Annotated in this window: 20 protein-coding genes; 13 read left to right on the top strand and 7 right to left on the bottom strand. The window is 70.4% G+C overall.

The window, feature by feature from the left end:
- Positions 1-17: 17 nt before the first annotated feature.
- The 3 genes from ON21_RS22335 (at position 18) to ON21_RS22325 (ending at position 4063) form a co-directional block, all read left to right on the top strand.
- A complete protein-coding gene (locus tag ON21_RS22335; protein WP_039800424.1) occupies positions 18-2546 on the top strand; it encodes an ABC transporter permease in 2529 nt (842 codons plus the stop codon).
- A 139-nt stretch (positions 2547-2685) separates the two neighbouring features.
- A complete protein-coding gene (locus ON21_RS22330; RefSeq protein ID WP_039800451.1) occupies positions 2686-3051 on the top strand; it encodes a VOC family protein in 366 nt (121 codons plus the stop codon).
- Between the two features lie 181 nt (positions 3052-3232).
- Positions 3233-4063, top strand: coding sequence for a phosphatase PAP2 family protein (locus ON21_RS22325; RefSeq protein WP_086006468.1), 831 nt, complete (start codon positions 3233-3235; stop codon positions 4061-4063).
- Between the two features lie 180 nt (positions 4064-4243).
- Here ON21_RS22325 and ON21_RS22320 read toward each other — a convergent pair whose 3' ends face one another.
- Positions 4244-4429, bottom strand: coding sequence for a hypothetical protein (locus ON21_RS22320; protein ID WP_157170918.1), 186 nt, complete (start codon positions 4427-4429; stop codon positions 4244-4246).
- 92 nt (positions 4430-4521) lie between these two features.
- Between ON21_RS22320 and ON21_RS22315 the strand changes: the two genes are divergently transcribed.
- Positions 4522-5766, top strand: coding sequence for an MFS transporter (locus ON21_RS22315; protein WP_051021211.1), 1245 nt, complete (start codon positions 4522-4524; stop codon positions 5764-5766).
- Between the two features lie 5 nt (positions 5767-5771).
- On the opposite strand, the gene ON21_RS22310 is transcribed toward ON21_RS22315, so the two are convergent.
- Positions 5772-6209 (bottom strand): SRPBCC family protein, encoded by a 438-nt coding sequence (locus tag ON21_RS22310; protein ID WP_039800422.1) that lies wholly within the window; start codon positions 6207-6209, stop codon positions 5772-5774.
- Between the two features lie 124 nt (positions 6210-6333).
- Here ON21_RS22310 and ON21_RS22305 point away from each other — a divergent pair, with 124 nt between their 5' ends.
- Positions 6334-7107 carry a helix-turn-helix domain-containing protein gene (locus tag ON21_RS22305; protein ID WP_039800421.1) on the top strand — a complete coding sequence of 258 codons (774 nt, stop codon included), beginning with the start codon at positions 6334-6336 and terminating at the stop codon, positions 7105-7107.
- 157 nt (positions 7108-7264) lie between these two features.
- On the opposite strand, the gene ON21_RS22300 is transcribed toward ON21_RS22305, so the two are convergent.
- The 4 genes from ON21_RS22300 to ON21_RS22285 form a co-directional block, all read right to left on the bottom strand.
- Positions 7265-8422 carry a VWA domain-containing protein gene (locus ON21_RS22300; RefSeq protein ID WP_039800420.1) on the bottom strand — a complete coding sequence of 386 codons (1158 nt, stop codon included), beginning with the start codon at positions 8420-8422 and terminating at the stop codon, positions 7265-7267.
- 61 nt (positions 8423-8483) lie between these two features.
- Positions 8484-10907: a DUF5682 family protein gene (locus tag ON21_RS22295; RefSeq protein ID WP_063821107.1), complete on the bottom strand. Its 2424-nt coding sequence runs from the start codon at positions 10905-10907 to the stop codon at positions 8484-8486.
- On the bottom strand, positions 10886-11986 hold the full coding sequence (locus ON21_RS22290) for an ATP-binding protein (protein WP_039800418.1): 1101 nt from the start codon (positions 11984-11986) through the stop codon (positions 10886-10888). The genes ON21_RS22295 and ON21_RS22290 overlap by 22 nt, the downstream gene beginning before the upstream one ends.
- A complete protein-coding gene (locus ON21_RS22285; protein WP_039800416.1) occupies positions 11983-14850 on the bottom strand; it encodes an SWIM zinc finger family protein in 2868 nt (955 codons plus the stop codon). Before ON21_RS22285 ends, ON21_RS22290 begins: the two co-directional genes overlap by 4 nt.
- A gap of 434 nt (positions 14851-15284) precedes the next feature.
- Here ON21_RS22285 and ON21_RS22280 point away from each other — a divergent pair, with 434 nt between their 5' ends.
- From ON21_RS22280 to ON21_RS22265, 4 genes are all read left to right on the top strand, one after another.
- A complete protein-coding gene (locus tag ON21_RS22280) occupies positions 15285-17729 on the top strand; it encodes an AAA family ATPase (RefSeq protein ID WP_039800413.1) in 2445 nt (814 codons plus the stop codon).
- 7 nt (positions 17730-17736) lie between these two features.
- The gene (locus ON21_RS22275; protein ID WP_083880803.1) at positions 17737-18225 is read left to right on the top strand and encodes a hypothetical protein; all 489 of its coding nucleotides are present in this window, start codon (positions 17737-17739) and stop codon (positions 18223-18225) included.
- Positions 18226-18444: 219 nt separating this feature from the next.
- A complete protein-coding gene (locus ON21_RS22270) occupies positions 18445-18834 on the top strand; it encodes a YchJ family protein (protein ID WP_039800412.1) in 390 nt (129 codons plus the stop codon).
- Positions 18835-18852: 18 nt separating this feature from the next.
- Positions 18853-19128, top strand: coding sequence for an Rdx family protein (locus ON21_RS22265; protein ID WP_039800411.1), 276 nt, complete (start codon positions 18853-18855; stop codon positions 19126-19128).
- A 15-nt stretch (positions 19129-19143) separates the two neighbouring features.
- Here ON21_RS22265 and ON21_RS37285 read toward each other — a convergent pair whose 3' ends face one another.
- The gene (locus tag ON21_RS37285; protein ID WP_039800410.1) at positions 19144-19371 is read right to left on the bottom strand and encodes an FmdB family zinc ribbon protein; all 228 of its coding nucleotides are present in this window, start codon (positions 19369-19371) and stop codon (positions 19144-19146) included.
- Positions 19372-19490: 119 nt separating this feature from the next.
- Here ON21_RS37285 and ON21_RS22255 point away from each other — a divergent pair, with 119 nt between their 5' ends.
- From ON21_RS22255 to ON21_RS22240, 4 genes are all read left to right on the top strand, one after another.
- A complete protein-coding gene (locus ON21_RS22255) occupies positions 19491-20627 on the top strand; it encodes an ROK family transcriptional regulator (RefSeq protein ID WP_039800446.1) in 1137 nt (378 codons plus the stop codon).
- A 167-nt stretch (positions 20628-20794) separates the two neighbouring features.
- A complete protein-coding gene (locus ON21_RS22250) occupies positions 20795-21838 on the top strand; it encodes an ABC transporter substrate-binding protein (protein ID WP_245562686.1) in 1044 nt (347 codons plus the stop codon).
- Positions 21839-21872: 34 nt separating this feature from the next.
- Positions 21873-22721, top strand: a complete 849-nt coding sequence (locus tag ON21_RS22245; RefSeq protein WP_086006467.1) for an ABC transporter permease — start codon at positions 21873-21875, stop codon at positions 22719-22721.
- On the top strand, positions 22697-23419 hold the full coding sequence (locus tag ON21_RS22240) for an ABC transporter ATP-binding protein (protein WP_039800409.1): 723 nt from the start codon (positions 22697-22699) through the stop codon (positions 23417-23419). The genes ON21_RS22245 and ON21_RS22240 overlap by 25 nt, the downstream gene beginning before the upstream one ends.
- Positions 23420-23423: the final 4 nt, after the last annotated feature.

Below are 23423 nucleotides of genomic sequence, written 5' to 3'. Positions count from 1 at the left end.
AATCGGGGGCGGGCGTGATGGCCGGAAGTCCGATGCGCAAGGTCGTGCTGCGCAATCTCGCCGCGCACAAGGTGCGGCTCGCATTGACCCTTTTGTCGGTGGTGCTCGGCACCGCGTTCATCGCGGGCTCGTTCGTGTTCACCGATACTTTGCAGAGCACGTTCGACGGGATCTTCGCCAACGAGGCGAAGGGCGTCGACGTCCGGGTGAGTCCGAAAGAACGTCAGGCGCAAGGCGTGCCGAACAACGTGGTGGACGAGCTGGCGAAATACCCCGGCGTCCGCACGGTCGCGCCGAGCGTGAACGGACCGGTGGTGCTGCTCGACCCGACCGGCAAGAAGGCCGTGCAGACCGGCGGGGCGCCGACGTTCGGCAAGTCGTACCTGCCGCCGGAGAAGGCCGTCGCGGAGCCGGAGAAGTTCCTCCGAGGCGTCCCGCCCGCCCGGTCCGGCGAGGTCGCGCTCAACACCGGCGGGGCCGAGCGGGCCGGGCTGAAGATCGGTGACCGCACCAAGATCCTCATCCCTTCCCAGCCCGATCCGATCGACGTGACCCTCACCGGCATCTACGAGGTCCCGTCCGACACGGGCGGTTTCATCGGGGTGCTGTTCGACGACACGCAGGCGCGCAAGCTGTTCACCGACGGCCTGCACGTCGCCTACGTGGACCTGGCCGCCACCGGCATCCCCGGCGACGAACTGCGCGACAACCTGGCCGAGGCACTGCCCGGCTACAAAGTGCAGAACAGCGATCAGGTGCGGGCCGACCTGAAGAAGGAAATCTCCAACGCGCTCAACTTCATCAACTACTTCTTGCTCGCCTTCGGCGCGATCGCGCTGATCGTCGGCACGTTCATCATCTACAACACCTTCTCGATGATCGTCGCGCAACGCTTGCGGGAGCTGGCGCTGCTGCGCGCGGTCGGCGCGAGCAGGCGGCAGGTCGGCACGTCGGTGGTGGCGGAGGCGTTCGTCATCGGGTTGATCGGCAGTGTGATCGGTCTGGTGGGCGGCGTCGCGCTGGCATTCGGATTGTCGGCGGTGCTCAACGCGTTCGACCTGGGGTTGCCGACCGGATCGATGGCGGTGCGGCCGCGCACCATCGTGGTCGGGCTGCTGGTCGGCCTGGCGGTGACGGTGGTGAGCGCCTACGCGCCCGCCCGCCGCGCCTCGCGCATTCCGCCCGTGCAGGCCATGCGCGAGGAGTTCGCGTCCATCGGGGAGTCGCTGCGCCTGCGCACGATCTTCGGCGCGGTGCTCGCGCTGCTCGGCGCGGTCCTCGTCGTGCTGGGCGCGCAACGCACCGGTGGCACGGCGGCCGCCACGGTCGGCGTCGGTGCGCTCGGACTGATCTTCGCGGTGCTGCTGGCCGCGCCTGCGCTGTCGCGACCACTGGTCGGCGGGCTCGGCGTGCTGGTGCGCCCGTTCGGCCCGATCGGCCGGATGTCGCGCAACAACGCTTCGCGCAATCCGCGCCGCACCGCCGCGACGGCGTTCGCGCTCACGCTGGGGCTGATGCTCGTCTCCGCGATCGGCATGCTGGGCGCTTCGGCGAAGGAGAGCGTCGGCGTGCTGGTCGACAAGGGGGTGCGCGCCGATTACGTGCTGGCCGGACCGCAATTGCTCGGTGTGCCGTTCGGCGCTGCCGATGCCGCGCGCACCAAGGTGCCCGGTGTGGCGCAAGTGGTGGGTATGCGGGGCGCCCCGTTCAAGCTCGGCGACGATCAGGTGTTCGTGACGTCGCCGGACGGTCCGCTGGGGGGCGTGCTGAACTACGAGATCGTGCGCGGTAGCGACACTCTCGGCGCGAGAGACGTGCTCGTGTCCGAGGACGAAGCGAACGACCGCGGCTGGAGAGTCGGTGAGCAGGTGACTCCGACCAGCGTCGACGGCAAGAAGGTCCCGCTCACCGTCACCGGTGTGTACAAGAAGAACCCGTTGCTCGGCCCGATGGTGGTGTCGCAGACGGTCTATGACGAGGTGGTCCCGCTCAACTTCCGGACCAACTTCCTGGTGCTGATCAAGGCCCAACCGGGCGCGAACATCAGCACGATGCGCGCCGACCTGGAGAAGGCCACCGAGCAGTTCGTCGTGGTGCAGGTGCAGGACCGCGAGGAATTCAAGGGGGCGCAGGGCAAGCAGATCAACACCCTGCTGGCCATCCTCTACGGCCTGCTCGCCTTGGCGGTGGTGATCGCGATCCTCGGCATCGTCAATACTCTGGCGCTGTCGGTGGTGGAGCGACGCCGGGAGATCGGCATGCTGCGCGCGGTCGGTATGCAGCGCGCCCAGGTGCGCCGCACGATCTATCTGGAGTCGATGCTGATCGCGGTGTTCGGCGCGATCGTCGGCATGGTGCTCGGGCTCGGCCTCGGTGTCGGATTCCTGCGCACGCTACGCGATCTGGGACTCGACCAGATCGCCATCCCCTGGAGCCAGTTGATTCTCGTCCTGATCAGCTCGGCGGTCGTCGGGGTGCTCGCCGCCCTCTGGCCCGCGGTGCGAGCGGCGCGCACGCCGCCGCTCGCCGCGATCGCCGACCTCTGAAAAGCCGTGCGGCGCACAGTATCGTGCGCCGCACGGCCGGTCGAGGTCACGCACACGGTGACAGTGGCTGCGGTGGATGCATCCCGACGGAGGCCTGTCCGTGGACACGACGGTGAGACCCCGTCTCTATGGTGGACCGATGGCATCGGTTAGGCAGATCCAAGTCACCTTCGACTGTGCGGAACCTGAGCGCGTCGCTCGTTTCTGGTCTGAGGTATTGGGGTACGAGCACCGCGGCTCCGCATGTATCGATCCGTCCGGTGCGGGCCCGCGCCTGTACTTCCAGCGTGTGCCCGAGGGGAAGGTCGTAAAGAATCGGCTGCATCTCGACGTGCGGGTCGCCACGGGGCTCGTGGGTGACGAGCGCGTGGCTGCTCTGGAGTCGGAATGCGCACGACTGGTCGCGCTCGGCGCGGTACGCGTGCGACTGCTGCGTGCCGATGGCGTCAACGAGTCGTGTCTGGTGATGCAGGACATCGAGGGCAACGAGTTCTGTCTCGACTGAGTGGGTAGCAAGTATCGCGAGATCACCTGTGCTGCAAGTGAACTCGAAATCCAAGACGCGGCTGTATGCCCCGTCACATCTTGCTGAAGTTGTCCGTTCGGTAGTGCTAATTTAAACGGAGGTTACCACTCCACTTAATTCTCGGTAAACGGCCTGATTCAACGGGGAAGGAGGCCGCGCGATGGTCGCTGTGGACTTCGGGGGTCCGGGCGCCGGACTCGAGTTCGCGCCGGGCGGGGTCGTCGAACGGGTGCGGGCGGCCGTGCGTGGTCGCGGCGGCGAGGCGGTCGGGCAGCTCGTCCTCATCACGGTGCTCTATCTCGGCTATCGCGCGGGGCGGCTGATCACCGCCGACGACACCGGGCGCGCCCTGGTCAACGCCCACCGCCTGCTCGGGCTCGAGGACCGGCTCGGCCTGACGGACGAGCAGGCGGTCCAGGCGTTGTTCGTGAACCGTGAGTTTCTCGCCGTTCCGGCCAACTTCTATTACGCCGGTGCGCATTTCACCGTTGCGGTCGGAGTCCTGCTGTGGCTGTGGATGTTCCGGCCGGAGCACTATCGCTGGACCAGGAATCTCATGGTGGCGCTGACCGGGACGGCGCTCGTGGTGCACATCCTGGTCCCGCTCGCGCCACCGCGCATGCTGTCCGACCAGGGGTTCGTCGATCTGGCCGCGCGTTACGGCCAATCCGTCTACGGCGAAGCAGATTCCGGCGGTCTGTCCAATCAGTTCGCGGCCATGCCGTCGCTGCACGTCGGCTGGGCATTGCTGCTCGGTGTTGCGGTGGTCGCCGCGACCCGCACGCCGTGGCGCTGGCTCGCCCTGGCCCATCCGGCGCTGACCACGCTCGTGGTGGTGGGCACCGCCAACCACTACTGGCTGGACACCATCGTCGCTGTCATGTTGCTGGCGGTGTCCGCCGCACTGCATCCCTTCGTGGTTCCCGCGGCGGCCACGGCGTGGGGGGTGATGGGTCCTGTTCCGCCGAAACCCATGCTGAACAGCTGCTAGCGGTCCGCCACGCGGTGGGCGGCACTGACCGGAAAACGGGTCCGTCGCACGTACGATCGCATGGCTGTCTCCTGTTCGCCCATCCCGACAAGGAGTTGCCATGGAACCGATGACCATCGCGGACCTGCTGTCTTCGATTGCCGTTCAGGTGTTCGCTCTGTTGGGGGGATTCCCCGGGGGTTACCCCGGCTGACCCGCTCCGGCCGCGGCTTCCGCGCCGCGCTTCATCGCGGCGAGTGTCTCCCGCACGAGCGCGGGCATGGTCCGGCCGACGAATGCCGATACCAGTGGTCGTAGCGGGGCCGTGGTGGGCTGGAACGAGTAGGTCCAGGTCACCACGGCCCGGTCGTCTTGATCGCAGAACACGAAGGGCAACTGTCCCGGGGGCGGAGCTGAACGGGACGGTGTTGTCCATTTTTCGCCGGAACCGTGATCTCGGGATTCCTACTGTCGGTGCAATGGAAAGCGAACGGATCCCGGACGCCGGGAATGCCGAGCTGCGGGCACCTGTCGTGTGGTTCATGGCACTGGCGGCCGCGCTCGGAACGGGGAGTGTCTACCTACTGCAACCGGCTGTCGCGGAGGTCGCCGGTTCGCTGCACACCTCTGTGGCGGCGACCGGCATCGCTCTGGCGTGCGGGCCGGTCGGCTATCTGGTGGGGCTGGTCCTGCTGGTGCCGCTGGTCGACCGGTTCGCGCCGCGGATCGTGGTGGCGGCCCAGTTCGCGGCGCTGGCGGTTGCCTCTGCCGCCGGCGCGGTGGCGGGATCGCCTTGGGTCCTCGGATTCGTCATGGGCATGGTCGGGGCGGGGTCGGCGGTCGGAGCTCAGCTGAGTTCGGTGGCCGGGCGTTTCGCGCAGCATCGTCGGCGGGCCACGGTCTTGGGGATCGTCACCGCGGGCATATCTGCCGGAATCCTCGCCGGGCGCATCATCGGCGGCTGGCTTACCGATGTGATCGGTTGGCGAGCAATGCTTCTCGTATTCGTGGTGCCGTGTGTCGCGGTCGCGGCGGTGTCGTTGTCCACCCTGCCTGCCGCGCGGGGTCGCACGTATGCCGGATATCTGGATACGGTGCGCGGAATTCCCGGGCTCTTCGCCCGCTTCGCCGCACTGCGCCGGGCGGCGGCACGGGGAGCGCTGTGGTTCTTCGCGTTCTGTGCGATCTGGGCGGGCCTCGCGGTGGCGCTGTCGCAGCCTCCGTACTCGTATTCGCCCGAACGGATCGGCCTGTACGCCTGCGCCGGACTCGCCGGCGTCCTCGCGACCCGGATCGCAGGCGGATGGACCGATCGGGTCGGCCCGCGAAGGGTGATCCTGGTGGGGCTCGCGCTCGCCCTTGTCGCGGCGGTAGTTCTGGGCGTCGCCCTCTCGAACACTGTGGTGACGCTGGCCTGCCTCGGGCTCTTCGATGCCGGACTGTTCGCGGCGCAGGTGGCCAACCAGAGCACGGTCCTGGCCATCGACCCGTCGGCGCCTGCCCGCTTCAACAGCGCCTACATGTCTGTGTACTTCGTCGGGGGCAGCTTGGGAACCGCGTTCGGCGCCGCCGCCGTCGGCTGGTTCGGCTGGTCCGGGCTGGTTGCCTTCGCTGCGGTGGTCACGGCGGCGGCGGGCGTGGTCACCCTGGCCGACCGGCCGCGGGCCCGCGCGGAGAGTCCGTACGACCGTCCTCGGCCCACGGTCACTCAGCCTGCCCGATGAGCGTCCTACGATGCGAGTTCGCCGCCACTCGACCCTCGGGATCCCGCTGTCTCCAGTGTCCGGCGCATGACAGCCGACGCCTGTTCGACGAACTCGGCTATCGGCACAGCGATAGCCTCGGGCAGGACATCGGTGTGCCACACGACCAGGGTCCCGCCGTCCTTGCCGGGCAGCGCCTGCATCGAGGCGTGGTGATGGGAGGAATGCAGACTGCCTCCGACGATGGAGTACGCGACACGCCGGCTCACCGGGTCGAGGTCGATGAGCCGTTCCACGACGACGGTGCCGTCGGCGAAGGTGACGGTACGGGTGTCCGCGTCGAGCCGTGCGTCGGTGACGAGACCCGGGCCGAGGCGCTGGTGCACCGCGCCGAAATCGCTGACAGCATCCCATACCTGCTCGGGCGCGGCGTCGATGTCGAATTCTTTGTGAACGGATGCCATGGGGTCCTCCTGGTCAGGCCGCGGCGATTCGGTTGCGCGGTCTCAGCATTCCCGCCGGCCCGGCCGCGGGTCTTGAAGATCCTTGCGCGGCGTTTTCGTCGTACCCCCGGCGTACGGTCCGCAGGTGTCCACGACAACCCTCGCCGCCCGGCCCGAGTTCACCGTCACCACGGTGACCTGCCGCTCCGATCACACCCGCTTCTCGGCTCCGGAGGTCCGCGACGACCATCGCCTCGTGCTCGTGCGCCATGGCCGGTTCCAGCGGCAGTCCGACGGAGACCGGGCCGACCTGGACCCGACAGTCGGCTACCTGGCCGTACCGGGCGAAGAGGAACGGTTCGCCCATCCCTTCGGCGGCGACGTCTGCACCGTGGTGACCCTCGCGCCCGGCCTCTGCGACGGGGCCGTCGACCCGCGAGCGGTGTACCTCGATGCCCGTATCGATCTCGCCCACCACCGTGTTCTCGCCGCCGTCCGAGGTGGCGACATCGACTACGCGTTGACCGAGGAGCTGGTCCGGCTCGTCGCACTCGCCACAGGATGGCCGAGCCCCCGGTCGCGGCCCGCCGACCGGGCGCTGGTCACCGCGGCCCGCGAGGCGATCATCGACGACGCACCGGAATCGACGGGCCTGCAATCCCTGGCCGCACTGCTGAAGGTCTCGCCGTACCGGCTGAGCCGGGTGTTCTCGCAGCACATGGGACTGTCACTGACCCGCTACCGCAACCGGGTACGCGTCGGCCGGGCCATCGACCGGCTCACCGCCGGGGAAACCGGCCTCGCCGACCTCGCCGCGCACCTCGGCTTCGCCGACCAGGCACACCTGACCCGCACCGTCCGCGAACATCTCGGCCACACCCCCACGGCGTTGCGCCGCCTACTCACCGAGACCACCTGACCGAGGTGCTGCTGCCCGAGGGGAAACGGAAAGAGCACGACCGGTGCGGGCAGGGTCACCGATGATCCGGGGATCAAGCCGTCCGCGATCTCGGCCCCCAGCTCGACGTACCGCGCTCGGTCATCGTCCGGCTCCTCGCTCGGCGGGGCGACTCGCGCTAGTGCTGGGCGGCGTTGGCGTGGGCCCAGGACCGGACGTCGCCGCGATCCAGAGCCAGGGCCAACAGCTCCGGGAACTTGTCGGGGGTGCAGGCGAAGGCGGGGATGCCCAGTGCGGCCAGGGCCGCGGCGTTGTCGTGGTCGAAGGCGGGTGCGCCGTCGTCGGAGAGGGCCAGCAATACGACGACCTGGACGCCGGACTCCTGGAGCGAGCGGACGCGGCGCAGCATCTCGTCGCGGATGCCTCCCTCGTAGAGGTCGGAGATCAGGACGAACAACGTGTCGGCCGGGCGGGTGATCAGGGACTGGCAGTAGGCGATGGCCCGGTTGATGTCGGTGCCGCCGCCGAGTTGCGTGCCGAACAGCACCTCCACCGGGTCGTCGAGCTTGTCGGTGAGGTCGACGATCTCGGTGTCGAAGACCACCAGCGAGGTGCGCAGCGACCGCATCGAGGCGAGCACCGCGCCGAACACCGACGCGTAGACGACGCTGGCGGCCATCGAGCCGGACTGGTCGATGGCCAGCACCACGTCCCGCCGCACCGCTTGGGCCTTGCGGCCGTAGCCGACCAGGCGTTCGGGCACCACGGTGCGATGCTCGGGCAGATAGGTGGCGAGATTCTTGCGAATCGTGCGGTCCCAGTCGATGTCTCGCAATTTCGGCCGGGTGACGCGGGCGGCGCGGTTCAGCGCGCCGGAGACCGCGGCGACGGTCTGCGCCGCGATGCGCTGCTCGATCTCGCGCACCACCTTCTCCACCACCATGCGTGCGGTGGCCTTGGTGGTCTCGGGCATCACCCGATTCAAACTCAGCAGGGTGCCGACCAGGTGCACGTCCGGCTCCACCGCCTCGAGCAGTTCCGGCTCCAGCAGCAATTGGGTGAGATCGAGCCGCTCCACGGCGTCGCGCTGCATGACCTCGACGACGGAGGCGGGAAAGTAGCTGCGGATGTCGCCGAGCCAGCGGGCTACCCGCGGCGCCGAGCCCTGCAAACCGCCGGTGCGCTTGCCTGGCGAGGTTTCCTCGTCGGTGTTGTACAGCGCCGACAGGGCCCGGTCCATCGCCGCGTCGGTGCTGGAGCCCAGCCCGCCCAGTCCTTCCTCCGCGGCCGCGCCGAGCACCAATCGCCAACGCCGGGATTGTGCTTCGTCGGTCACGGCGTCTCCTTCCCGGCGCGAGGGCCGGCGTCGGTGTGGCCTCGCCCCGCTGCGTGATCGCTCATACCGTTACCCCCAGGATCTCCGCCGCCGTGCGCACCGCGGTGGTGGCTCGCTGCGAGTCGATGCCCGCGACGGACGCCGCCGTGGACACCGATCCGCCGTCGCGTACCGCTTGCCCGATCGCGCGGCGCTCACCCGATTCGAACGCGCCGAAGGTGCGGCGCAGCAGCGGCAGCGTCTCGACGAACGTGTCGTCGCCCAGTCCGCGCAGCCAGTCGTCGATGAGCCGCAACAACTCCCGATCGTGCACCAGCAGCAGGCCGCGACCGCCGAGGAACCCGTCGATCCACGCCGCCTTGGCCGCGGCGGTGGCGCCCACCGACAGCGCGGCGGACAGTCGGCGCGCGGATTCGGCGTCATCGATGCGGCCCGCGTCGGCGAGCAAGCGGACCGCGCGCCCCACCAGGGCGCCGTGCACGTCGTCGCGATCGGCGACGCGGCGCAGCGCGGCGAGCCACTCACCGGTGGCCCAGCCGTCGTCCCTGGTGTGGATGGCGGTGTGCGCGGCGTCCAGCAGACCGCGCAGATCGGTGGCGGCGTCGGTGTCCAATCCGGTGACCGCCGCGGGCAGGCCTGCGCAGATACGCACCAGCAGCCCGTCGGCCACGTGGGCCAGCGCTTTGGTGTCGGTGCCGCGCACGTCGCCGTAGCGCAGCGTGCGAATCAGGCCGGGCAGCGCGGCCAGCAGGTGGGTGACGTCGTGGTCGAGCGCCGCGGTGGATTCCAGGCGGGCGATCAATCCGTCGGTGGCGCCGCCCAGGTCGGCCAGCAGCGCGACCTCCAGCGCGGCGGTCAATTCGCCGACCGAGCGGTCGGCGCGGCTCGCGGTGTCGAGGATCTTCGCCTCCGCCGCGGTGCGGATGGTGGTGCCCCAGCGCGAGGCCTCGATGATCGAGATCGCGTACTCGGGGTGCCATCGCAGCGTCCAGGTTTCCCGGAAGGTGCCGGTGCTGCGCACGTCGCTGGTGGTGAGCGTGCCCCACTCGATGTCGAGTACCCGCAGCCGGTGTAGCAGGCGCGAGCGCTGCACCTCGCGTTCCTTGCGCAGATCGAGGTCGATCGTGCGGATCGATGGCTCCTGCTTCATCCGCAGCGACCGGATGGTGGCGCGTAGGTCCGCGTCCAGCGGCACGGTCGGCGTCTGCTCGGGCACGGCGCCCAGCGCCTCGCCGACGACGAGTTCGCCGATCACCAGCCGCAGCATCGTCTCGTCTCCGCCGCACAGCACCGACCGGGTGGCCTCGGTCACCTCCGACAAACCGGCGAGCGGGCGGCCGCGCAGCGCGGCGAGGGTGTCGGCGAGTCGGACGGCCTCGATGACGTGCGCGCTGGAGACCGGCAGATCGTGGGCGCGCAGCACACCGGCGACCTTGGTCAGCCAGCGGGCGATCGGCCGCTCGGTGGCGGTGAACAGGTGGTGGTACCAGCCCGGCGAGGTGACGCCCGCACCGTAGCCGGAGGTCGTGGACAACCGCGAATGCGTCCACGGCACCCAGGTGAGCCTGGCTCTGGTCTTCGGCAGGCCCTTGAGCAACCGGGCGTCCGGCGCGGCGGGACCGAGCGCGCCGGTGAGCGCGGGCGCGTGCCACGCACCGCACACCACCGCCAGCCGCACCGCGCCGTCTTTGAGCGCCTTGCGCATCGTCTGGCGCATGTAGGCCTCGCGCCGCAGGGTGTGGGCGTCGACGACGAGCGGCTCGGGTGGTTCGGGCACGAGGGGCGATTCGGCGATCGCCTCCGCGACCGAATCGAACTCCGGCGCTGAGTCGTTCGCGGATCGATCCTGCGCTCGCCGGTCGGGGTCGGGTCGATCGGGCCCCAGTTCGGCGGTCGCCGACTTGTTCTCAGCCGGTTCGGTTTCAGGTGCGCGGTCTTGCGCGGCGTCTGCGGACGGAGTCGCGCTGGCCGCGGATTCCCGCAGCGCGCCCATCGCCTCGGTGATCGCGTCGAACGCCTCGGCGTCCGGCACCGATTCGACGACGGCGTCCCACCAGCGTTCGGCGTCGTCGTAGCCGCCCGCGGCGGCGAGCGCGGCGAGTGGATCGAACCGGTCGCCGGGCTCGTCCTCCGTCGCGAGCGTGACGCTCGCGGGCAGATCGCAGAACCGCACGGGCACCTCGTGGTCGGCGGCGTACCGCAGCGCCTGCCATTCGGGAGAGAACACCGCGTACGGCCAGAACGCGGCCTTGGCCGGGGCGTCGGGAACATACGCCAGCAGCGCGACCGGCGGGGCCATCCCCTCGGCGGCGACCAAGCCCACCAGCGGATCGGCGTCCGCGGGCCCCTCGATGAGGATCATGTCGGGCCGGAACTCCGCCAAGGCCAGCCGCAGCGAGCGCGCCGAGCCGGGACCATGGTGGCGGATGCCGAAAACCCTGGTCACGGGGGCGGTGGCGGAGGTCACCCGGTGACCTCGCGGCAGGCGCGGTAGAAATCCGCCCAGTCCGGCCGCTCGCGGACCACGGCCTCCAAGTACTCCGTCCACACCACCGCGTCGGCCACCGGATCCTTGATCACCGAGCCGAGCACCGCGCCCGCGATGTCCGAGGCACGCAGCACACCGTCGCCGAAGTGCGCCGAGAGCGCGATTCCGTTGGTGATCACCGAGATCGCCTCGGCCGTGGACAGCGTTCCGGACGGCGACTTGAGCTTGGTCCGGCCGTCGGCGGTGCTGCCGGAGCGCAGCTCGCGGAAGACCCGCACCACTCGCCGCACCTCTTCGGCGGCCGCGGGCACGGTGGGCAGTTCCAGCGCGGAGCCCAGCTGCTCGACCCGCCTGCTGACGATGGCGACCTCCTCGTCCTCGCTCGCGGGCAGCGGCAGCACCACCGTGTTGAACCGGCGGCGCAGCGCGGAGGACAACTCGTTCACCCCGCGGTCGCGATCGTTGGCGGTGGCGATGACGTTGAAGCCCTTGGCGGCCTGGACCTCCGTGCCCAGTTCGGGGACCGGCAGGGTCTTCTCGGACAGGATGGTGATCAGCGCGTCCTGCACGTCCGACGGGATGCGGGTGAGCTCTTCTACGCGGGCGATGGAGCCCGTCCGCATGGCGGTGAGCACCGGCGACGGCACCAGCGCCGCGTCGCTCGGGCCCTCCGCGAGCAACCGCGCGTAGTTCCAGCCGTAGCGGATCGCCTCCTCGGCGGTGCCCGAGGTGCCCTGCACCAGCAGCGTCGACGCACCGCTGATGGCGGCGGAAAGATGTTCCGACACCCAGGTTTTCGCGGTGCCGGGCACGCCGAGCAGCAGCAGCGCGCGGTCGGTGGCCAGGGTCGCGACCGCCACCTCCATGAGCCTGCGCGGGCCGACGTACTTCGGGGTGATCACGGTACCGTCGGGCAGGGTGCCGCCGAGCAGGTAGGTGACCACGGCCCAGGGCGACAGCCGCCACGACGGCGGGCGGGGCCGGTCGTCGGCGGCGGCGAGGGCGCGCAGCTCGTCGGCATACGCCTGTTCGGCGTGCGGGCGCAGCAGATCCGGCGTCGGGTCGGTGGTGGTCATCGCAACTCCTCGAGCATCATCGAGCGGTTGTAGAGGTCGTGGGCGAGCTGATCGAAGGCCCGCTCCCAGGCGGGATCGTCGCATTTGCGGGCCACCGCGGACAGCGTGCTCGCTGCGGCGACCGGGAGGTGCACCGAGGCCGCGGCGAGCAGCGACCGGTGCGCGTTCGGTGACGCGCCGTGCGTCTCGGGACGCCGTGCCGCCGCCCGCGCCCGCTCGAACAGCAGCAGCACCACGTGCTGGGCCAGCGCTTCCGGCCACGGATGGCCCATCGCGGGCAGCAGCGCCTCGATCTCCGACAGCCACGAGCCGTCCAGCCGCACCAGGTGCGCGGTCCGATCCGGCAGGGGTAGCAGCGCGAACAGCTCCCGCCTGCGCAGCATCGCCAGGTCGGTGGGCACGCCCGCTTCGAACAGCGCGCGCGCCCACGCCGAATCGTGCTGAGCGAGTGCGGCGTCCACCCAGCCGTCGAAGATCGGCTGCCGGAACCGGTCCTCGATCGTGGCGCGCACCGCCTGCTGCGGCGTGCCGAGTACACCCCTCCAGTGCGCCAGCGGGGTGGCCGCGACCACCTGCCGGAGCCGGGCCGCTGACACATCGGGGGCGCCATTCCAGCGGTAGGCGAATTCGACGGTGCGGTCGGTGATCCCGTCGCGCTGCGCGGCGGCGTCGGGCCGGTCCGGCAGCGTGAGCACCACGTTCGTGTGCAGCATCCGGTGCTCGGCGCGGATCCACGCGCTCGCCCGCGCCCGCATCCGCTGCGAGAACGCCGATTCCGGCAGCAGCGCGAGCAGACCGGCGGCGGTGCGGCGCACGTCCGCGCGCCGGTCGTCCAGCGCCGTTTCCAGCAGGGACTCGTCGGCGGGGCCGAGCCCGTCGGCGAGCACGGCGAGCAGTTCCGCCTTCAGCGGCCCGGATTCCTTCGGCCACGCCGCGGTGAGTTCCGTCCTGGCCGCGCCCGCGTCTTCGCGCCGGAGGTCGGCGAGCCAATCGCGTCGCTCGGGTGGGCGGCCGAACAGCCAAGTGTCGGTGGGGCGTTCGGAATCGGTGGACGGCAGCCGCACCAGGTCGCGCCAATCCGGATGCCGGGCCGCCAGCCAGCTGCCGCGCGTACCCGCGAGACGCAGCAGCGGTTCGCGCAAGGTGGCGTTGATCTTCGCGTGCTCGAGCAATTGCTCGCACAGCGCGTCCGGCGCCCGATAATCGTGCGGTCGCGCCGCGTCGAACCATTCGGGCAGGAACGCCGAGCGTTCCCGCAGCATGCGCGCCAGGCGTGCCGCCGCGGGTCGGGGCAGCGACGGACGGGGATCGTCGGCTGCGGGCTCCGGCGCCGGCGCGGTGGCGGGCGCGACCCCGCCGCGGGTGAAAAGATCTTGCAGCGCCGCGATTTCGAGCAACCGCAATGCGGGATCATGCGGCAACCGATCGGCCGCGCGTGCGATCGGGGGTGCCAGTGCGGCGACATCCGGGGCGCGGCGCGCGGTGCCCAGCAACGCGACGGACGTGAGGTTCGCGCTCCCCGTGGGCCCGGGCGGATGGGTCGCCTCGGGCACGAAGGACTCGGTGTGCACCAGGTCGATCACCTCGCCTCCGGTGAACACCGAGATCGGCTCCAATCCGTCTACGCTCCACTCGCCGACCACCGTCACCGGATGACCTCCGGAGACGGCAAGCAGCGTCCACGGTTGTTCGCCCGGCCGGATCGGCAGCGCGGTGCCGTCGGGTTCGGTGACGTACCAGCCCTGTTCGGTGCGGGTGGGCACCACGTCGGCCAGCAGCATCGGCCACGAGCGCAGCCACGGATCGGCGCCGAGCGCGGACGCGTGCGCGGCGAGCGCGGCGGCGATGGTGGCCGGGTGGTCCGCGTCGGCGGGCAACGAGGTGAACGGTTCGACCGCGCTGTGCTTTTCGCCCCACAGCGCGCGCAGCGGCGCGGCGCCCGGATAGAAATGCAGCTGCGCGTCGGCCAGTTGCCCCAGCGCGGGAACGTCGGCGGGGAAGCCGGGGGAGCCGAAGGAATGGTCGACCACCAGCGCCCAGCGCCTGCTTTCCCGCCCGTACAGCCAGGTTCGCCGGGTGTAGAGGCGCTCGTCCTCGGTGATCCGTGAGGCGAACACCATCCACCGATCGCGGACGGCGGGTTCGGCGCGCACCGCCTCGGCCGGAGTGGGATAGCCGACATGGGAACGGATGCTGGCGCGCAGGGCGGGCGGCACCGCGTCGAGCTGCCGGTGCGCGGCGATCAACAGATGCATGCGCGCGTACTCGCGCAGCACCATGTCGGGCCAATCGGTTCTGGTGGCAACGGCGGCCGGGAGCCTGCGCAGGGCGGAGGCAAGGCCGGGGGCCTGCGCGTCGACCATCCTGGCGGCCACGGCTTCGAAGGCGCGATACGACCGGTCGGCCTGCGCGAGCCCGGTGCGCACCTGATCACCGAGCCAGACGTCGAGTTCCTCGAGTCCCGCCGTCACCCGCACCCGGCGCTGTTCGGCGGTGGCCGGGTTCGGGGTGCGGGACCGGTCCGCGGTCGCGGCGGCTCGCGCCGTGCGGCCGCCGATCCACGCCGCGGCGTAGTCCGCGATCTCCGGCGCGACGACGACCTCGCCCGCGGACCAGCGCAGCAGCAACGACAGCGCGTGTTTGCACGGAAACTTGCGGCTCGGGCAGGAGCACCGGTACGCAGGACCGGACAGGTCGACGATCGTCTGATACGGCGTGGCGCCGCTGCCCTGGCACCGGCCCCACAGCGCCGTGCCGTGCTGCCCGCACTCGCGCCAGCGGCCGACCAGCTTGCGCGCCGCCGACAGCGAATTCGCGTCCGGCGCCAGCGCCGTGACCTGGGCTTCGGTCCACGGCGTCGTCATCGGGCCGCTCCGGCTCGCTGCTGGCTCATCGCCTTCCTTCATTGCTCGGTTGACCGGATTTCTACCCCAGCGCACCGACAAGTACCGCCACCGGTGCCGCGCCGCGCACGGAACCGCTTGTCACGGTGCCGCATTCGTCGCTCGAACAAATCTTGCGCCGATCGGGTCGCTCTGGCATTCTGTCCTGTTCGGCTCGACCGAGCCACCCGGTACGGGTGTAGACACCATCGAGGCTGCCCGCCGGGGTTGGCGAGGGGTGGACATCGAGACACGGCGCAGGCGTTTCGATGACCATATCCATCCCCGCGGGCAGATTCGCTCGGCCCGGTGGGCGATCCGGGCATGATCGGGTAGCGTTTCGCACAGCTTCGACAAGGCGCCGCGTACGGGGTCGGAGGACGTGTTGCGGCTCGATGGTGGAGGGGATTTTTCGCATGCGCCTGGATCCCGACGCTGTCCAGGCCGCCGCTTCCGCGGACGCGCCGCCCCGGCTCTCGGAGGTGGTGACCAGGCGTCTCGCCGAGGATCCCGCGGTGACGCCGTCGGTCGCGCGGACCGTGCTGCGCGCCCTCGGCGCCGCCGAATCGGAAGGCGCGCCAACGGCATTCGATCACTCCGGCATCTTCCTAAGCGCCATCAGGGTGCGCGGTTTCCGCGGCATCGGCCCCGAGACGACGCTGCACCTACCGCCCGGCCCCGGTCTCACGCTCGTGGTCGGCCGCAACGGCAGCGGCAAATCCAGTTTCGCCGAGGCCGCCGAGTTGGCCATGACCGGTGGCAACCGCCGGTGGGACGGTCGATCGGCGGCGTGGCGGGAAGGATGGCGCAACCTGCACGACGGCACGGCCGCCCGCATCGAGCTGGAATTGCTCACCGCGGGTGACGCGCCGCGCCTCACCATCACCAAGGAATGGGCGGCCGACGCGGACCTGACCGACGCGCACTGGACCCAGCGGTATCCGCCCGCGCCGCCGACGGAATTCGACACCGACCGGTGGGCGGCCCAGCTCGAGCTCTACCGCCCCTTCCTTTCCTACAGCGAACTCGGCGCGCTGGTGGACGGGAAGCCCAGCGACCTGTTCGACGCGCTGCACCAGCTGCTCGGTCTGGACGAACTCACCTTGGCGCAGGAACGGATCCGGATGCGCCGCCTGGAGCTGGAACGCGGCGTGCGGGATTCCCGTCAGGAACGCCTGGAACTGCTGGACCTGCTGGCGTCGGTGGCCGACGACCGCGCGGTGCGGGTCGCCGGGCTGCTGCGGCCCGCCCAGCCGGATCTCGCCGCGGTGGGCCGGGAAGTGCTCGGCGCGGTGGACGACCCGGCAGGCCCCGACGGCCTGCGCGCCATCGTGCGGCTCGCGCTGCCCGAGGACGCCGAAGTGGACGCGGTGGCCACCCGGCTGGAGGAATGGGGTGCGGCGCTCGCCGCGGGAGCCACCGCCGACGCCGAAGCGGATCTGCGCCTGCTCGACCTGCTGCGCAAAGCGCGCGAACACCAGGCGGCGAGCGGGCCGTGCGCGTGCCCCGTGTGCGGCCGTGGCGCACTCGACGATGCGTGGGCTCGCGAGACCGATGCCGCCATCGAGCGGCTGACCGCCAGGGTGGACGCGCTCACCACCGCCAGGGTCGAACTCGGCAAAGCCGTGCGGGCGGCGCGGGCGCTGCCCGACCTCGTGCCCGCCGAATTGGATTTCGATCCGCGCAACCCGCCGTCGGTCGACACCACGGCGGTGCGCGAGGCCTGGGCCGAGTGGGCCGCGCTCACCACCACCGAATACAGCCCGGACCTGCCCGCCCGGCTGCGCACCGCGCACGCGCGGCTGGTCGGCGAACTCGACCTGTTGCAACAGGGCACCCGCAAGGAACTCGACCGCTTGGACGAGGTGTGGACGCCGCTGGTGCCGCGGATCGTGGCCTGGCTCGACGGCGCGCGCGAGGTGGCCGCGCACGCGGCGGAACTGCGCACGGTGAAGAAGGCCGAGGACTGGCTGAAGTCGGCCACGGCGGGCCTGCGCGGCGAGCGCATGACGCCGCTGGAGACGACGGCTCGGTGGGTGTGGCGCACGCTGCGGCAGCAGAGCAATGTCGAGTTGGGCGCGATCCGTCTACAGGGCAACGCGGGCACCGCGCGCCGTGTGCTGCTCGACGTGACCGTCGACGAGGTGGACGGCGCCGCGCTGGGCGTGATGAGCCAGGGTGAGCTGCACGCGCTCGGTCTGTCGCTGTTCCTGCCGCGCGCCACGGTGGAGCAGAGCCCGTTCCGCTTCGTCATGATCGACGACCCGGTGCAGGCGATGGACCCGGCCAAGGTGGACGGCCTGGCCCAGGTGCTCGCCACCGTCGCCTGGACCAGGCAGGTGGTGGTCTTCACCCACGACGAGCGCCTCGCCGAGGCGGTGCGGCGGATGCAGCTCGACGCGACCGTGCTGGAGGTGCAGCGGCGCGACCGCTCGGTGGTCGAGGTGCGGGTGTCCAGCGACCCGATCCGCCGCTATCTCGACGACGCCCGCGCTTTGGTGCGCACCCCGCAGTTGCCCGCGGCGATCGCCGACGAACTGGTGGCCACGTGCTGTCGTTCCGCGGTGGAGGCGGCCAGTCTGGCCAGGGCGCGGCGCACCCTGCTCGCCGCGGGCATGAACCACCGTGAGGTGGAACGCCACATCGATGCCGCGCACTCGACTCGGGCGAAGGTGGCGCTCGCGGTCTTCGGAGTCGGCAGCAAGGTCGACGACTTGAACAAGAATCTCATCGCGCGCGAAGGACGGTGGGTGGTGGACGCACTGCGCGACGCCACGGCGGGCGCGCACGTGCCGATCGGGCGCGATATGCGCGAGCTGATCGGTGAGACCGAGAAGTTCGTCGCGTGGCTGGCCCGGTGAGGCGCCGGTGAGCGGGCGGCGTCGGCCGGTCGGCGCACGCCGTGGACCCGCGGGCGGCGGGCGCGCGACCCGGCACGGGCAGCGTGGGCGGAACAACGGCGCGCACCGTTCGCACGCGAATCGGCCGTCGGTCGCCGAGCGGCTGGAGACCGTCGATCTGCTGCTCGCCGGATCGGTGACCGCCGCAGGCGGCCTGTGGTCCCGGGCGACGGCCTGGATCCTGCGGATCGCGCTCGAGCAGGCGGTGGACGAACTATGGCTGCGGCTGGCCCCCGCGCTGGTCCGCTGTCCGATGCGGGCCCAGCTGATCGCGCTGCGCGCCTACGCGGGACCGGACGTGGCGGCGCGCGTGGCCGTGCTCTGGGCAGCGCTGTCGCGCGCGGCCCACCACCACGATTACGAACTCGCTCCCAGCGTCACCGACCTGCGCCGTTGGCGGGAGCAGACCGTCGCCCTGGCCGCGGACCTCGCGGCCGTGCAGGCGCGCCGGGATTGATTCCGGGTGGACGCCAGGTCGGCAAGACCGGCGGCGTGAGCGGATCGGCTCGGAAGCGGTGGCGACGTGCCTGCGGCGGGCGCCGTTCAGGCCGGAAGGACAATCATTACCCGGAGATGGCAGGAAGCGTGTGCCCACGGAGGCGCCGTGCGGGCCGGACGGGCAAGGCGTGAGCGGATCAGGAGCAGAGATGGCAGTGGGGTTCGGAAAGGACGCGGCATGAATGCGACGCGGCGATGCCCGTGTGGGCGTGGCGAGGCTTTCGACGACTGCTGCGGCCCGGTGCTGAGCGGCGAGCGCCCCGCTCCCACCGCCGAAGCGCTGATGCGCTCGCGGTACACCGCGTTCGCGGTGGGCGATGCCGACTATCTGTTGCGTTCCTGGCATCCGCGTACCCGCCCCGCCGCCGTGACCCTCGATCCCACCCAGCGCTGGCTGTTCCTGGCGATCACCCGGACCGAGCGCGGCGGACTGTTCGACGACACCGGCACGGTGGAGTTCGTCGCGCACTACCGCGACGAGGGCGGTCGCGGCGCCCTGCACGAGACCAGCAGGTTCGCCCGATCCGATGGCGCCTGGGTCTACCTGGACGGCACCCACGACGACTGAGCGGTAGCGTCAGCGGGCATGGCACGCGTCGCGATCGAGTACTGCACCCAATGCCGCTGGCTGCTCCGGGCGAGTTGGATGGCACAGGAATTGCTCAGCACGTTCGCCACCGACTTGGACGAAGTCGCACTGCTGCCGGGTTCGGGCGGGGTCTTCCGGATCACCGTGGACGGCGAACAGATCTGGGAGCGCAAGACCGACGGGGGCTTTCCCGACATCGCGGTGCTGAAGCAGCGGGTACGCGATCGGGTCGCGCCCGAGCGCGACCTCGGTCACGCCGACCGGCGCGACTGAGACCGCGCCGGGAACTCAGCCGCAGCAGCCGCCACCGCAGCAGCCGCCGCCCGCCGCGGGGGCCGCCGGGGAGGGCGCGGGCGCGCTTGCGCCGCCTCGGGAGACAGTGGCGAAGGTGGTCAGCAGTTTGACCGTGTCGTCGTGGCCGATCGGGCAGGTCGCCGGCGCCGACGACTCCGCCATCGGACGGGTCACCTCGAACGTGTCGCCGCAGCTGCGGCACCGATAGCTGTAACTCGGCATCCGCTCAGTTTAGGGCCTGCGCCGCCGGTGCGTTCGGATCGGCCTGCGCCAAATCCTTCGCAGCCGTGCGCGGCGTCCGTAGCGTGGCTGGGCAGCGCGGCGATGAAGAGGTGACGGCGATGGCGGACGGCAGCGCGGGAGCGGTACTTCGGGCGTTGCTCGAGCTTGGCCCGGCTCCGCGCAGTTCCATCGCCAGACACGCGGGCATCTCACCCGCCACGGTGACCTGGCAGACTCGCGCGCTGCTGGAGGCCGGGCTGATCGTCGAGCTCCCCGAGACCGCTGGCGCGTCCGGAATCGGACGACCGCACAGCCCGCTGGCGCTCAACACCGCCGACAACGTGGCCGTCGCGGTGCACATCGCGGCCACCCACACCACCGTCGCGGTGGTGGACATCGGCGGCACGCTCCGGCGCACGACGAAAGTGCCGCACCCCACCCATGCCCCGTACGACATCCTGGCCACCGCCGCCGCCGAGGTGTGCCGGGTTCGCGACGAGTCCGACGGGCTGCGCATCGTCGGCTCGGGCGTCGCGACCGGCGGCCGAGTCGACCGGACGGCGGGGTCGGTCGTGGACCATTCCTTCCTGCGCTGGCGCGATGTTCCCGTGCGGGAGTATCTCGCCGCGCGAACCGGATTGCCGACCCAGCTCGACAGTCACACCAGAGCGCTGATGCACGCCGAGCAGCTGTTCGGCCGCATGGGCGCGACGGCGAGTTCGGTGGTGCTGTTCGTCGGCAACGTGATCGATGTGGCCATCGCGGTGCACGGGCAGGTGCACTACGGGCCGAGATCGGGCGCGGGTTCGATCGAGTCCCTGCTCGGCCTGGGCGCGGGGAAGAGCGCGGGGCCGCAGGGGGTCTCCTCGCTCGACGACTACTACTCCGATCATGCGCTGCTCGAGCGGTGCGGCGTGGCGTCGACCATGCCGGAGTTGGTGGCGATGGCCGCCGAGGGGGCGCCCGTGCGCGGCCTGTTCCTGGAGCGTGCCCGCGTGCTCGGCCGGGTCGTCGCGGCGCTGATCGATCTGCTCGATCCCGAATCGGTGGTGGTAGTCGACCGCGGCCGTCGTGTCGGCGGCGTATGGGAGGCGTATCTCGCTGCGGTACGCGACCATTCGCTGCTGTGTGCCGATCCCGCCGAACTGGTGGTCGGCTCGTCGTTCGAAGGGCGAGTTCTGGAGATGTCCGCCGGCGCGGTGGTGTTGCACGGCCTGTTCCACACGCCGTTGCGCGCGCTGGAGGCAGCCGTTTGACTCCGACTTATTTTAAGTAGAACGAATATTGACGGGCGCACGGGTATTCGGGAAAGTTATTTCATGAAAGAAATGCACTGCGCCATTGCCGGGATCGGATCGCAACGGCGGTGTTGTCCGGGACCGAAATATTCCCGAGGACACCGGATTCGACCCAGGAAATCACCGTGCGCAATTCTCTCCGGCGATTAGCACTCGTCACCGCCGCCACCGCTCTGCTCGCCGTCTCGTGCGCCACCGACGAGGGTGGTGACACCGATCTGAAATCCGCTCTGCCGACCGACGTTCCGGCGGGCACCTCGTTGTCGCTGGCGGTCCGCACCACCCGCGTCGCGCTGGAAGCCTCGGGCGAAATCGGCAAGCTGCCTTTCACCGTGTCGGCTTGGCCCGCCGTCTCCGCCGGTCCCGACGTCATCCAAGCCTTCCGCGGCGGGTCGGTGGATGTCGCGACGAACGCGGGCATTCCGCCGATCCACGCCCACGCGACCGGTCTCGACGCCAAGATCGTCGGCGTCAAAGTCCGTGACGTGCCGAACTATCAGCTGGCCACCGCCCCCGGCGTGACCGTCAGCTCGATCCAGGACCTGCGCGGCAAGAAGATCGGCTTCTCACCAGGCCAAGCGCAGGGTGTGGTGGTGCTACGCACGCTGCGAGCCGCGGGTCTCGGCCCGAAGGACGTGCAGCTGGTGGAACTGAACAGCCCGCAGTTCCTCACCGCGTTGCAGGGCAAGCAGATCGACGTCGCCCCGCTGGGCGAGCCGTCGCTCACCAAATACCTGGACAAGTACCGCGCCCAAGGCGCGACTGCCGTGGCCACGCCCGCCGTCGACGCGCTGACCGTGCTGTGGGCGCCGACCGCCGTCCTGCGCGACTCCGCCAAACTCGCGGCCGTCCGGCGATTCGTCGAGTTCTGGGCCCGCGGCGAAGTCTGGGCCTGGGAGCATCCGGAGGAATGGATCTCCTCCTATTACGTGAAGGATCAAGAGGTCTCCGCCGCGGACGGCCGCCGAATTCTGGACACGACGCCGAAACCCTATTTTCCGGATAATTGGGACAAAGCGATCGCCTGGGAGCAGGAAACCGTCGATCTGCTCACCGGCTCGGGCTATTTCGGAAAGTCGTTCGACGCGAACGAGCTGTTCGACCGCCGCTTCGAACGAGTCGCCGCCGAGACGGTGACCGCGAACTACCGCACCCAGGACACCCGGTGAACCGCCCGAGCGCCCGCATCACACAGGAGTCGCCATGACCATCGCACTGACTCGTACCGTCACGGTGCCGCCGTCGCGGATCGACGGCTTCGTCGAACGCAGGCGACTGCGCAGGCTCGGGCTACGCAAATCCGTGCCGTTCGCCCGGATGCTCGGCGTGGTAGTGGTTCTCGGCCTCTGGGCGGCCGGCGCGCACTTCGGCTGGCTCGACGAACGCAAGCTGTCGGCGCCGTGGACCGTGCTGGAGACGGGCTGGGACCTGTTGGTCAACGGCTCGCTGGTGCAGAACGTGGCCGCCTCGCTACAGCGCGCGGGCATCGGCCTCGGCATCGGCGTACTGGTCGGCACGACGCTCGCCCTGATCGCGGGCCTGTCCCGGTTCGGCGAATCGCTGGTGGACGGCCCGATCCAAGTGAAGCGGGCGATCCCGAGCCTCGGCCTGATCCCCCTGATGATCCTCTGGCTGGGCATCGGCGAAACGTTCAAGATCGTGCTGATCACCCTCGGCGTGGTGATCACCATGTACATCCAGACGCACGCCTCGCTCACCACCATCGATCAGCGGCTGGTGGAGCTGTCGGAGGTGCAGGGTGTTTCGCGGGCCACCTTCATCAGGAAGGTCGTGGTACCCGGTTCGCTGCCGGGATTCTTCCTCGGGCTGCGGCTCTCGGTGACCGGCGCGTGGCTGGCGCTGATCGTGGTCGAATCCGTCAACGCCATCGACGGGCTGGGCAAGATGATGCAGAACGCCCAGAACTACGGCCAAGCCGACGTGATCCTGGTGGGCCTAGCGGTCTACGGCACGTTCGGACTGCTGTCCGACGGCGTTATCCGGCTGGTCGAGCGGAAGGTGCTGTCGTGGCGACGGACGATCGCGGGATAGGCGTCCAGATCCGCGGCCTGACTCGCGGTTTCGGTGAACGGACGGTGCTCGACGGCATCACGCTGACCATCCCGGCGGGGCAGTTCGTCGCACTGCTCGGCCGCAGCGGGTCGGGCAAGAGCACGCTGCTGCGCGCGCTGGCCGGGCTCGACTACGACGTGGCCGGGTCGGGGACGTTGCGGGTGCCGGCCAAGACCTCGGTGGTGTTCCAGGACTCCCGCCTGCTGCCATGGCAACGGGTGCTGGCCAACGTGCTCTACGGTCAGCCGCGTTCGCGCAAGGCCGCGGCGGTGCGGGTGCTCACCGAGGTCGGCCTGGCCGGACGCGAACGGGCGTGGCCCAACCAGCTCTCCGGCGGTGAGCAGCAACGCGTTTCGCTGGCCCGCTCGCTGGTGGGTGAACCGGACCTGCTGCTCGCCGACGAACCCTTCGGCGCGCTGGACGCGCTGACCAGGATCAAAATGCACGAACTGCTGCGGCAGCTGATCCGGCGCCGCCGCCCGACCGTGCTGCTGGTCACGCACGACGTGGACGAGGCGATCGCGCTCGCCGACCGGGTGCTCGTGCTCGACGAGGGGCGCATCACGGTCGACGTGCCGGTGGACCTGCCCGCCGAACGGGACCCGAGTCTGCCCGAATTCCAGCGCGTACGCCGCGCATTGCTCGCTTCGCTGGGCGTCGCCCCGGCCGCTGTCTGAAAGG

The sequence above is a fragment of the Nocardia araoensis NBRC 100135 genome (assembly GCF_000308435.1).
Taxonomy (GTDB): domain Bacteria; phylum Actinomycetota; class Actinomycetes; order Mycobacteriales; family Mycobacteriaceae; genus Nocardia; species Nocardia araoensis.
Note: the sequence above shows the minus strand (reverse complement) of the source record. Positions and strands in the feature narration are given on the sequence as shown.